The organism is Arthrobacter oryzae, from assembly GCF_003634095.1.
GTDB classification, from domain to species: Bacteria; Actinomycetota; Actinomycetes; order Actinomycetales; family Micrococcaceae; genus Arthrobacter; species Arthrobacter oryzae.
On the sequence record NZ_RBIR01000002.1, the window covers coordinates 277618 to 288956 of the forward strand.

At 67.0% G+C, this 11339-nt stretch carries 12 protein-coding genes and 1 tRNA gene; 4 read left to right on the forward strand and 9 right to left on the reverse strand.

Translation table 11 applies throughout. The features are described from left to right. Window positions 1–257: 257 nt before the first annotated feature. Window positions 258–1304 (forward strand): LGFP repeat-containing protein, encoded by a 1047-nt coding sequence (locus C8D78_RS05575; RefSeq protein ID WP_167467857.1) that lies wholly within the window; start codon window positions 258–260, stop codon window positions 1302–1304. Between the two features lie 262 nt (window positions 1305–1566). On the opposite strand, the gene C8D78_RS05580 is transcribed toward C8D78_RS05575, so the two are convergent. From C8D78_RS05580 to galU, 8 genes are all read right to left on the reverse strand, one after another. After that, window positions 1567–3099, reverse strand: coding sequence for a N,N-dimethylformamidase beta subunit family domain-containing protein (locus C8D78_RS05580; protein WP_120951006.1), 1533 nt, complete (start codon window positions 3097–3099; stop codon window positions 1567–1569). A gap of 828 nt (window positions 3100–3927) precedes the next feature. Beyond that, complete coding sequence (locus C8D78_RS05590; protein WP_167467858.1) at window positions 3928–4299, reverse strand: hypothetical protein; 372 nt, start codon at window positions 4297–4299, stop codon at window positions 3928–3930. A 154-nt stretch (window positions 4300–4453) separates the two neighbouring features. Beyond that, window positions 4454–4939, reverse strand: a complete 486-nt coding sequence (locus C8D78_RS19810; protein WP_120951010.1) for a hypothetical protein — start codon at window positions 4937–4939, stop codon at window positions 4454–4456. Between the two features lie 14 nt (window positions 4940–4953). Continuing rightward, window positions 4954–5026: transfer RNA gene (locus C8D78_RS05600), tRNA-Ala, on the reverse strand. A 46-nt stretch (window positions 5027–5072) separates the two neighbouring features. Beyond that, window positions 5073–5885: an SDR family oxidoreductase gene (locus C8D78_RS05605; RefSeq protein ID WP_120951012.1), complete on the reverse strand. Its 813-nt coding sequence runs from the start codon at window positions 5883–5885 to the stop codon at window positions 5073–5075. Window positions 5886–6005: 120 nt separating this feature from the next. Further along, window positions 6006–6989, reverse strand: coding sequence for a hypothetical protein (locus C8D78_RS05610; RefSeq protein WP_120951014.1), 984 nt, complete (start codon window positions 6987–6989; stop codon window positions 6006–6008). 142 nt (window positions 6990–7131) lie between these two features. Beyond that, window positions 7132–7752 (reverse strand): GNAT family N-acetyltransferase, encoded by a 621-nt coding sequence (locus C8D78_RS05615; protein WP_120951016.1) that lies wholly within the window; start codon window positions 7750–7752, stop codon window positions 7132–7134. 5 nt (window positions 7753–7757) lie between these two features. After that, on the reverse strand, window positions 7758–8675 hold the full coding sequence (galU, locus tag C8D78_RS05620; protein ID WP_120951018.1) for a UTP--glucose-1-phosphate uridylyltransferase GalU: 918 nt from the start codon (window positions 8673–8675) through the stop codon (window positions 7758–7760). A 105-nt stretch (window positions 8676–8780) separates the two neighbouring features. On the opposite strand from galU, the gene C8D78_RS05625 reads away from it, so the two are divergent. The 3 genes from C8D78_RS05625 to C8D78_RS05635 all read left to right on the forward strand — a co-directional run bounded on the left by C8D78_RS05625 (window position 8781) and on the right by C8D78_RS05635 (window position 10848). After that, on the forward strand, window positions 8781–9404 hold the full coding sequence (locus C8D78_RS05625; RefSeq protein WP_120951020.1) for a 5-formyltetrahydrofolate cyclo-ligase: 624 nt from the start codon (window positions 8781–8783) through the stop codon (window positions 9402–9404). A 139-nt stretch (window positions 9405–9543) separates the two neighbouring features. After that, complete coding sequence (locus C8D78_RS05630) at window positions 9544–9804, forward strand: FmdB family zinc ribbon protein (RefSeq protein ID WP_120951022.1); 261 nt, start codon at window positions 9544–9546, stop codon at window positions 9802–9804. Between the two features lie 474 nt (window positions 9805–10278). Continuing rightward, window positions 10279–10848, forward strand: coding sequence for an RcpC/CpaB family pilus assembly protein (locus C8D78_RS05635; RefSeq protein ID WP_244208269.1), 570 nt, complete (start codon window positions 10279–10281; stop codon window positions 10846–10848). Between the two features lie 120 nt (window positions 10849–10968). Here the strand turns inward: C8D78_RS05635 and C8D78_RS05640 are convergent, their stop codons facing one another. After that, a complete protein-coding gene (locus C8D78_RS05640; protein WP_147429555.1) occupies window positions 10969–11286 on the reverse strand; it encodes a hypothetical protein in 318 nt (105 codons plus the stop codon). Window positions 11287–11339 lie beyond the last annotated feature (53 nt).

Here is an 11339-nt window from a genome sequence, read left to right on the forward strand (position 1 = left end):
CCGGGACTCTGAAACGGAACGAGATTTGACGCTCGGTGTCCCCGTTGCCGCCTCGTCTGGGGCGGCCCGTCACACGGGTCTGCAACGATCCTGGTGCAGTCAATCTGGTCCCGATTCGATATACACAAACACGCGAAGTGGAAGTATTCTCCTACTTGGGGGAAACAATCAGGCGGGGGAACTGTCTCAGCCGGCGTCAAGCCCGACATCACCGGTTCGAGGCAGCGCCAGGCGCTGCGGAAAATATGAGGTCTGCAGTGTTCATCAAACGACCGCTCACGCTCGCCATGGCCGCCCTGGCCCTCGCGGGCAGCACCGTCGCCGCATCCGTACCCGCTGAAGCGGCCGGATACACCACCGGCGGAGCCATCGGCTTCCTTTACAACTCCCAGGGACGCACCCTCGGAGCCCCGACGTCCAACGAGTACAGCGGCCGCGCAGACCGGGTCCAGAACTTCCGGTACGGGCTCATCTACTGGTCATCGGCTACCGGCGCCCACTCGGTCCGCGGCGGAATCCTCGGCGAGTACAGGAGCAACGGCTCCGACGCCGGCAAACTCGGACTGCCGATCACCGAGGAAAAACCGACGGTCGGAGGCGGCGTCTACCAGCAGTTCAAGGGCGGGATCATCTACTGGACCGCGTCCCGCGGGGCCCACGCCACGCTGGGCGCTATCCGCTCCGTATACGCCCAGACCGGTGCAGAGCGCGGCCCGCTCGGGTTCCCCACCTCAAGTGAGATCAGCGCCAGGAACGCCGGGGCAAGCTTCGTCTACCAGAACTTCGAGCACGGCATAATCTCCTGGAACGGTGTGGGGGTCCCCGTCTTCAACGAGGACCCGGGCCATGCCCATGTCGTGTTCGGTGACTTCTACAAGGAATACCTCGCCGCCGGCGGGGCCAAGGTCGTCGGCTACATCTCCAACAATGAAGGCACCAGCCAGCCAGACGCAACCGGCGCTTTCTCGGTTGCCGGCCAGTGGTTCCAGAACGGCGGCATCTTCTACAAGGCCGGCGCCGGAGTCCACTACCTGCCCAACGCCTGGCTGGATGGAGTCAGCGACACGGACCTGGAGGCCCTGGGATACCCCACGAGCGGCGTCCACGCCGTGGCCGGCGGGACGGCGGTGACCTTCGAAAACGGGTCGGTGGCGCTCGGCCCGGACGGAAAGTTCACCGTCACGCTGTCGACGCCTTCGCCCACTCCTACTTCGTCGCCGAGTGCGACACCGACGCCGACGGTACAGACTGGAGCTCTGAAAGGCTCCCTGGTTCCCAGCCCGGCCAGCATCACCCGCCGATAGAAGAGGGAAACCGCCGGTCCGGGCAATGCCCGGGCCGACGGTTGCGTCCGTACCGCTCGATACTTCTATGCGGCCAGTCTGTCGACGGGCCGTCAACGGGGATTGCCGCCGTCGCACAGCTGGTGACTCGCGGGTGCGGATCCAAACGCGACCCGACGGAGCGCAAGCGAAGACCCTGATAAGCCCTTTGGCACCACTACCTGCAACGGTTCCCGGAGCGCTGGACCGATTTCCGCCTCGGCAGGTAGTGGTGCTCCCGGGTTTAGACAGCCGGCCGCGCGTAGCGCTGTGCGATCGGGCCCTGGGCGGCGGCGGTAATGATGTTGCGGGTGACCTGGGCGGCGAACTGGCGGGAGCGGGCAGGGACGGCGGGGTCATACTGGGCGGCCAGCCAGTTGGTTGTGGCCATGTTGATGACAGCCGACCCTGATTTTGTGGTGTAGACGGAACCGTCGCTCCAGTCCTTGGACCGGTACAAACCGGACGAGGGCGAGTGCGAGAAAACCATGAGGTTGCCGGGCTGCGACGGGTTGTTGGAGGCGTCAGTCTCCCCCGCGACAATGCCCGGGAACGTCGTTCCGCGCCTGACCCCGGTTCCTTGGAAGCCGAAGAACGAGGGTTCGGTGACAGTGAAGGTGCCCGTGACGCGGAAGTCCCCGTACATGCTTCCGGTCAGGGAGCATTCCGGCTCACGGTAAGGGGCGTCCTGCCACCGGGTGGTGGCCAGCTCCGGGTGCGCGGACGCCAGCGGGTCCAGCGCAGGGTCCCGGTAGCAGACGACCATGCGGTCGGGCCCGAGGGCGGTGGGTTCGGTGCGGGTACGCCAGTAGACGTTGTTCGCGCCGAAGAACACCACGTTTGTCCCGGCGTCGCGCGCCGATTCCACGCCGCGGCGCATTCCGCGCGTCCAATACTCGGAGTGGCCAGAGAACAGGACCGCAGCCGCGCCGGTGAGGAGGGCCGGGTTTCCGGCCAGCCGCGCTTCGGTGGTGTAGCCGAGCGAGACCCGGCTGTCTGTGATGCTCTCAGCCGTGCGGATCATAGGAACGTTGTAAGTCTCGTACACCTCGGGATCGGCGTAGGGCCGGTCGAACGATACCTTGAGGGACCGGCTCGGCACGGTTCCGTTAGCCCCGGCGTAGAGGGATGCCCCTCCCCATTTGTTGTAGGCCTGCATAGTCAGGTCGTTGAAGACCAGCACGGCCTTGCCGGCCAGGGACGCCGATTCCACCACGAGCGGGATCATGTGGGCCTGAGCCCCCTGCGCGCGGGAGTACCAGGCGACCGGTGCGGAGAGGACCAGGTAGTAGAACCCTTCGGGCCACGCCGAGGTGTCCAGTTTGAGGCTGATCTTCCAGTTACAAGACGTTGTCCGGGTGGCCGGGTCCACGGTGGCCGGAGCCTGGGCGATGGCGGGTGTTACAGGCGAGGACCAGACGAGACGCTGGCCCAATCCGGCATAGTTTCCCAACCGGTAGGCCTTCACCTGGAAGTTCTTCTGGGTCGAACTGACGTACAGGTCGATGACCCGCTGCCGGGCGGTGGACGCGAGCTGCCCCAGGAAGCCCTGCAGGGCCCCGCTGGTCCCCCGCGACGGCGGCAGCTGATTTCTCGGTGTGCCGAACCGGCGGTTTTCGCCCTGGAATGTGAATCCGCCCGTCACTGTTCCGGCCGTCGCCGCGACGGCGGGCGACAAGCCGGTCATGGCCGCGGCTGTTCCTGCCAGCGCGGCAACGATGAGGCCGCGGCGGGACGGCGCAGCGGTGTCAAGGAGATTTTTCAGGTTTTCACTCATCGGTGCCTGCCTTTCGTAGTTCGCACCGCTCCGGTCCATTCCGGCCGCGGTGTAATTCGTGCCCGAAGCAGGATTCAAACCTGCGATCTTCCCCTTAGGAGAGGGACGCTCTATGCGCTGAGCCATCCCGGCTTCGCCAAATTGCGGATCAATACGGTGGCAGCACCGAATCTCCGCCCCGGCACCTCTACGGCGTGCTCCGGCGCTCCGTGGCATTAGCACCACGTCCGGCCAGTTTCAGTCCCGGGAGCCCTGGTCGGACGGCTTCCCTCGGCCCCGGGGCAGCCGCTGTTTCCCCGACGTACGTGTGTCATGTGTGCGGCAGTTGCCGCTTTACCCACCGCTGGCTAGTAGCCGAGCTCGCGGGCGTATTCGGACAGGCCTCTGCAGGCCCTGCCGGGGTGCGTCCGCTCTCATCAGCGCTGAACACAAGCACGGCAGTGGGCCGGCCTGCGTCGTGAGCTGCCTGGAAAAGGTGCGCGGCGCCGTCGAGGGTCGGTGAAACGACCCGCAGCAGCGGGCGCTACTCGGCGGTGACCAGCCGGAACAGTTCCTTGGCGTAGTCGCGGCTCATGACCTCATTGCGGAAGCATGTGGCGGTCACGGCGGTAAGTCTGGGTGCGCGGGCATGAGTCATTCGCCGCATGTGTGCAGACGATTGCCCACCGCCTCTGAGACCGTTGCAGCGGCCGCCGCTGCGGCCCGCGTCTGACGACTCCTGCGCCACTGCCACGCGCCAGGCCCGACGAGCAGTACGGCGAGGCCGGCGGCAATGAACGCTGCGGTGTGCCGCCGGCGGCCTGGGACGCTTTCTCGACCTGGCGAGGTTTAGGGGCTGGGGTCCTTGATGCGGCCTATGTCACCGACGGGGAGACCGGAGTGCTGGGCGTCGCCGACCCAGTGGGTGTTTGGCTGGCAGCCCGGGGTTGCCTTGGCTGTCAGTGCGCTAAAGGGGACGCCGGCAGCCACACGGTTCTCCCTTGGAACAAAGCTCTTGACGGGCAGGCTATGCGCGGCCTGCGCGAAGCCATTTCCTGCAGGAACCGGATCGGCCGGAACGTTGGTTCCCTTCCCTGCGACCGCGAGTACGTAGCCTGGTGCGCAGGTCAGTGCCTGAGCGGGGCCGGCGGCGCCGAGCGCCAATGCCACAGCTGCCGTCAGGATTGCCAGGACGGCGGCCATGCGTGTATTCGATTTCAAGATGTATCCCCCAAATTCTTGGTCCTCTCGGATCCTTGGACAGCCTAACTCAACGTCTCCGAAAGGCAGGGACTCCCGAGGCAGCATGTTGCCGGATGAGGTCTCTGGCGTGCCGCGGGGGCATGGGATCGTCCCGGGCGGCACAAACCTGCCGCTAAGTGCTTGCCCCAGCCAGCTGGCGGGCGGCCAGGCGCGCCTCGTCGGCGAGGTGGAGTTCGGACAGCCGGATCTGCACCCGGTCGCCGGTGATCGGGGCGTTCCGGAACGTGTCGTCAGCGTCGGGCAGGAGGGCGTAGAGGCCACCGTCGCGGCGCGTCCACTGTGCGGTATAGATGCGTCCCAGGTCGATGGACTCCTGCGGCATGCCGGGGCGGCGACGATGGAGCCCGGCTGGACGGCGGGGACTTCCAGTGCGGCCAGGGCCTCGCGGCCCGCGTTTGCCCTTCGCTCCGCGGACCGGCTCGGCGGCGTCGCGGGTCTTCCCGAACACCCGGCAGTCGGCGGTGATCTTCCCGCCGCGCTGAAGGCCGAGGACGGCCTCGCTGGTGTCTTTGCCAAAGGCGTTTCCGTGAAACCGGGCGGTTACGCCGGAGCCGATGCCGGCGGCAAGTTCGCGGCGTTTGTTCCGAGGGACCCACAAACCCCTGCAAATTGTGGAGCTAAGGAGATTCGAACTCCTGACCTCTTCGATGCGAACGAAGCGCTCTACCAACTGAGCTATAGCCCCTAAGCAACGCCGGTCCAAGCGGAACGGCGTTGCTGGTTTCCCTAGGCTACAAAGTATCCGCGCTGTTTTCCAGCCAGCCCCGGAATGTCTCGTTGCCGTGTCGCGCTTCCGGCACCAGGTTCAGCCCCTCACGCAGGTAGCGGCCCATCGCGCCGGGCAGCGGCAGGCGCACCACTTGGCCCTTTGCGCCTGTGGCCTGCTGCCACTCCCGGGCAAAGTCGGTCATGTCCTTCGATTCCGGTCCGCCGAAGTTCAGTACCCGGTGCCGCGGGTCCGCAACGGGAACCGGCGCCGGGTCGAGGGCGGTTTCCAGGAGCATCGCTGCGACATCGGCTGGCGACACGGGCTGGAATCGGGCGCCTCGCACCGCCGGAATAATCCGCAACTTCGAGCCGGCGCCGAACATCATGGCCAGCAGGGAGTGAAACTGAGTGGCCCGGACCACCACGGTGTCCAGCCCGGACAGCTCGTAGACGTGCTCCTTGGAAGCCTTCGAGCGGTAGAAGGACGCGTTGCTGCGGTCGCAATTTACGATGGACAACATCACCGCCCTGGCGGATCCCGCGTCTTGGGCGGCGGCCAGAAGCCTGGCGCCGCCGTCGGCGAAGCCCCGGAGCGCCTTCCCGGAGCGTCCCTCCAGACAGTCGATCACGACGTCGGCTCCGGCCACGGCGGCCGCAATCCCCTCCCCCGTCGTCACATCCGCGCGGAAGTACTCCGCGCCCGCAATCCGGCCGGGGGCGCCGTCGGGCGGCACGCTGCGGCTCAGGACCGCCACGGAATGCCCGGCGCCGACGGCTTGGCGCACGACTTCCCTGCCCGCTTGGCCAGTTCCGCCGGCTACGCAGATTCTTGTCATGCCCCGAGGCTACCGCAGGCGTCCACGCCAGCAGCGCGTCAGCGGCGCGTCAGGGATATGAAAAACCCCGGGCCGCCATCGCTGGCTGCCCGGGGCGAAATTTCCGAGGTGCGGGCGAGGTCAGGCGCGCCGCCGCTGGAGGACGTCGTCGAGGTTGCTCAAGGCGCTCTGGGCCTTGGTGAGCTGCTTCCCCTCGGAAGCCTCAGCGGTCCGGGGGTCGGACGAGGCCGGCCGTGACGAGGCCTGCTTCAGCGACGGCTTACCGACGGCTTTCGGCGCCTCAGGAAGATCGAGCGGCATGGGCGCGGCGCGTTCCGCCTTAGCCGCTTCAACGTAGGTGGGCTTCGGAACATCGACGGGTTCCCAGCTGGGACCGCTTGCAGGTGCCGCCGGGCCCACTGACACAGCCGCCGCGGTGTCACCGGAGGCTGCCGCTTCGGCCAGGGCTGCTTGGCGAAGATCGAGCGCGGTGAGTGGCTTCGGCGCAGGTTCTGGGGTGGAGCGGCCCGCTTCGGCGTCGAATAGTGGGCTTTCTGGCCGCGCGTCCGGGCGGCCGGCAGGAACGGCGGGGAGCTGCTCGTGCTCGGACGGGCGCGCCGTACGGTGTTCAGGGCCACCCATGGCGGCACGGAATGCGGCATTCATTTTCCGGCGGCGGTCGCGGACAGCGAGGCGTCGGAGCAGCACCACTGACACGACGGCGCCGAGCAGGGCAACCATCGGCAGTATCCCGGAGTCAACGCCGAACAGCCGGAGACCCGCGGTCACCACTCCCGTGAGCAAGGCGAGCATGCCCGCCAGCGCCAGCACGAGCCTGCCCCAACGGATCCTGAACGCCGGGGAAGACCCGGCGGCCGGGCTCGCCACAGGCGTCGCCCGGGGCCCTGCGGTGCCGCCGGCAGATTCCGCGCGCTGGTTGCTGGTCATGGGTTTCTCCTGGTGCGCCGCCATCTTCATAACTTTCCCCGCTTGTGGGTCTGCCGGTCCCAGATCGATAACGTCCGCCATGAATTCGCCCGCAGGCTGCAGTTGGTGGCGCCCATTCCGGAGAATGTAAGGTGCCACCCACACGATCCAGAGCGCAACAGCAATGACAAGGATCACAGAGCTGCTAAGAGGGAAGTCCACACTCAAAACCGTATGAGGTATACGGGGCGCGGCGCCGCATTGTCAGGGGTGTGTCGCACGCGGGACTCCAATTGGCCGGCGACGGAGCATCGGCGCTGGTCAGACGGGCATCGCTGGCTCAGGTCGGGCGGCTTCGCAACCACCTCGCGAGGAGGCCTTCCGGCACTTCCTCGGCCGTCAGCGCGAAGGTCCGGTGGTCGGCCCATTCACCGTTGATATGCAGGTACCGGGGCCGGAATCCCTCATCCCGAAACCCCAGTTTTTCCACCACACGCAGGCTCGGTCCGTTCTCCGGCCGGATGTTGATTTCCATGCGGTGCAGGCCGAGGGTGCCGAAACAGTAGTCCGTCGCCATGGCCACAGCGGTGGGGGCGATCCCCCGGCCGGCCCGGTCCTTGTCCACCCAATAACCAAGAGTCGCCATCATGGCCGATCCCCACACGATCGAGGACACGGTCAGCTGCCCCACCATTACCGGCTTCTCGTGGCCGGGTGTCCACTCGGCGATCACGAAAGGCAGCGCCGATCCCTGCGCGGCCTGCGACTTCAGCGACCGCACCATCTGCCGGTAGTCCGGCAGCCCGCCGCCGGGGCTCGGGTTGGAGGCTTCCCAGGGGGCCAGCCACTCGCAGTTGCGGGACCGAAGCTCGGTCCACTCCTTGCGGTCCCGGTAACGGATGGGCCGCAGCACAATGTCGCCGCTCTCCAGGGTCACCGGCCAGGTGAAGGTGGCCCCCATGGGGGTTACTTGGTGAGGCTGGGGGTCAGGTTGGCCGCGAATCCGGGCAGCCAGTCGCGCAGGCCCGGGCCGAGATCCTCGCTGTCGCAGGCGAGCTGAACACAGGCCTTAAGGTAGCTGAGCTTGTCGCCCGTGTCGTAGCGGCGGCCTCGGAAGATGACGCCATAAACGCCGTAGCCCTCTCCGGTTCCGGTCGAAAGTTCCTGCAGCGCGTCGGTGAGCTGGATTTCTCCGCCACGGCCGGGCGCGGTGCGCTCGAGCACTTCAAAGACAGCCGGGTGCAGCACGTAGCGGCCAATCACGGCAAGATTCGACGGGGCGTCCTCGACGTCGGGCTTCTCGACGAGCTGATTGATGCGGACATACTCCTCGCCGCCGATCGCCGCGACGTCGGCGCAGCCATAGGCGCTGATCTGGGACGGATCCACCTCGATCAGAGCCACCACGGACCCGCCGGTCTTGGCCTGGACTTCAATCATTGTGCTGAGCAGCTCGTCGCGGGCGTCGATGAGGTCATCGCCCAGGAGTACCGCGAAGGGTTCGTACCCGACGTGCTGCTTGGCCCGGAGGACCGCGTGGCCGAGGCCCATGGGGTCGCCCTGCCGGACATAGTGGATGTCGCCAAGGTTGCTGGCCGCCTGGATGGACTCGAGCTTGGCGGTGTCGCCCTTAGCTTCAAGGGTGGCTTCCAGGGTGGGGACGCGGTCGAAGTGGTCCTCCAGGGCCCGCTTGTTGCGGCCGGTGATCATCAGGATGTCGTTCAGGCCGACGTTCACGGCCTCCTCAACGACGTACTGGATGGCCGGTTTGTCGACGACAGGCAGCATTTCCTTAGGCATGGCCTTCGTGGCGGGAAGGAACCTGGTGCCAAGGCCCGCGGCGGGGATGACGGCCTTGCGGACGGAAGCGTTGGGTGTATTCACTCGACTAATCTAACGGAGGGACCAATCATTGCGTAATTATTCGCACCGCCCGGCGGGCCATCTGAGGGTGCGGTTCGGGCTGTACGAGGCGGAGGACGGGCCAGCATGGCGTCAAAAGATGAAATACGCTCAAGCCACAGGGCCAGGCGTGCCGGGCTTTCGCCGGCCGCGCTGGATGCAGCTGCGGCAAGCATCGCTCGCCACGGGCTGCAGTGGGCTTCCGGGCTGGCGGGCGGCCGGCCGGCCACTTTCGCCGCTTACCTCGGCGTGGGCTCGGAACCGCCCACACTGCCACTCTTGTCCGCACTGGTCGACGCCGGCCACCGGGTGCTGCTTCCTGTATGCGAACCCCGCCTTGAGCTCACCTGGGTGTATTGGACCCCGGATTCCGGGTTTGTCCGCAGCCGGTTTGCCCCCATCCAGGAACCTGTCGGAGAGCGCCTCGGCACGTCGGTGATGCTGGACGCCACCGCAATATTCCTTCCCGCCACCGCCGTGGATTTCTCGGGCAACCGCATCGGGCAAGGAGGCGGCTACTATGACAAATTCCTGGCCGCCCTGGCCGCCCTCCAGCCTGCCTCCGGAGACGGATCCGACGTCGGCGCACTGCCGACTGCCGCCGTCGTCTATGACACCGAGGTGCTGCCCGCCGGCAGTATTCGCGCCGAGTCGTTCGACCGGAAGGTCCACGCGGCGCTGACCCCGGGCGGCGTCATCCGGCTGGGCTGAGGTGGGTCCCTGCCGGGGTGATAGAATTAGCACTCAGGCCCTGCGACTGCTAGTGACGGAACCGGTCGATCGAGAGATCGGCTAAGATCCGGACTCCACAGCACGGGACCTGCTCGTTTGTCCCAAAGGAGGATTTCCAGTGCCCACCTACGCATACGCCTGCAAGGACTGCAGCCACGCCTTCGAGATCGTGCAGTCCTTCACGGACAATTCCTTGACGTCCTGCCCCGAGTGCCAGGGCACGCTGCGCAAGAAATTCAACAGCGTCGGCGTAGTGTTCAAGGGCTCCGGCTTCTACCGGAACGATTCGCGCGACACCAAGGGCAGCACGGTCTCCCCGGCTCCTGCGGCCCCGGCAGCCGCGCCGACGCCCGCACCCGCGGCGGCCCCGGCCAGCTAGGCCCGTCGGCCGCGCCCGCGCAGCCCATCGCTGCCTTGCCGTTTTCCACATAGCGTGCCGTCGTCCACATAGACAGCTTCGCGGCTGCCGCGTCCCTGCGCCGCTCCGTAGCGTAACGGCATGGCACTTTACCTCAACTACCTCCGCGCGGATCCCCAGGCTGCCTCGATCCTGAACTGGCGGCCGCCCAGCCTGTTTCTGTTGCGTTTGCGGCCGCCCAACTTGTCACCGCCCGGTGTGTCGTTCCGGTCGCCGCTAGCCGCGGCGTCGGGCCGCTGGAAGCGCAATGGGACCACTTCCGGCGGCCTTCTTCCAGTTAGGTCACCTTCGGCTGGCCGTTCCGCCCGACGCCGGACCGGGTCCGCGAAGCTTGCCGGGCGGCGGCCCGTCAGGCCCTCACGACGGCGCCTAAGCGGCTGGCTGAACCGGAACCGGAGGCTTGTTGCGGCCCTCCTGCTGTGCATCGCAGCGGGCTTGACGGTTCAGCAGCTGACTCCGGCTCCTGCCGATACTGTTATCGCATTCGCTGCTGCGGGGGATCTCCCCGCCGGAAAGACCCTGGAACCCGGCGATGTCAGCGGTATCAGCGTGCCTCCCGGCCTGGTGCCCTCCGGAAGCCCGGTAAGCGCATCCGCGTTCGAGGGAAAACAGCTCGCCACACCCCTGCGCCGGGGCCAACTCCTCACTGATGCGCAGATCCTTGGACCCGGCCTGCTCGCGGGAAGCCCGGCCGGCACAGCCGCGGTGCCGCTGAGGATGTCCGATCCGGCCTCCATCCAGCTGGTGTCCCCCGGGCAGCTCGTCAATGTAGTGCTCACCGGCGGCAACGACTTCAAACAGACGGCGCAAAGCCAAGTCCTGGCAGAAGCGGTCCCGGTGCTGTGGACCTCCGTGCAGGGCGGTAAGGCAGGGCCGTGGCTCGCCACAGCCGATTCCGACGGGCTCATAGTCGTGGCAGCGGGGGCTGACCAGGCACGTCGGCTGGCTGGCGCATCAACGCAGGGCAAGTTGTTCTTCGTGCTTGTGGCGGCCGCACCCGGCTAGGCGCTGAGCAGCCACTGCGGCAGCCTGCTGTCATGGCCTGCTGCCACCTATTGCGGCCGTCAAAGCCCGGGCACGGAAGGCCGCCGTCAACGCGGCGGCCGGCCGGCACGGCCGGAAGCCTCAGCCCCAGTGCGGAGGCTTCTGCTCCTGTAGCCAGGCATCGTGATCGTAGCTGTCCGGCTGGTCGCCCCAGCGCCGCGGATCATCTTCGGCTGCCTTGTTCGGCAGCACGCCTGCGGGCCCGGTCGCCGGTTCCGTCGCCCGGCGGGACTTCTCCTCGGCCGCGTCCCGGTCCTGCCGGTCCCCGCTCGTCTCGCCCGGCTGCGCCTCAGTGGCCCCAGTCTCTTCGCCGTCGTTGGCGCCCGCGATTCTCTCGCCGGTGTTCTTTGCAATCTCGCCGTCCGCATTCATGCCGCCGGCCTCCTTACTGCCTGTCATACGTGTACTGCCTGTCTTGCATGTACTGCGCCCGTCTTACGTGTACTGCCTGC

Excerpts from the sequence above, each read along its gene's own strand:
- C8D78_RS05605 (WP_120951012.1), bottom strand. The coding sequence starts at position 5,885 with ATGACAAGAATCTGCGTAGCCGGCGGAACTGGCCAAGCGGGCAGGGAA.
- C8D78_RS05580 (WP_120951006.1), bottom strand. The coding sequence starts at position 3,099 with ATGAGTGAAAACCTGAAAAATCTCCTTGACACCGCTGCGCCGTCCCGC.
- C8D78_RS05640 (WP_147429555.1), bottom strand. The coding sequence starts at position 11,286 with ATGACAGGCAGTAAGGAGGCCGGCGGCATGAATGCGGACGGCGAGATT.
- C8D78_RS05615 (WP_120951016.1), bottom strand. The coding sequence starts at position 7,752 with ATGGGGGCCACCTTCACCTGGCCGGTGACCCTGGAGAGCGGCGACATT.
- C8D78_RS05625 (WP_120951020.1), top strand. The coding sequence starts at position 8,781 with ATGGCGTCAAAAGATGAAATACGCTCAAGCCACAGGGCCAGGCGTGCC.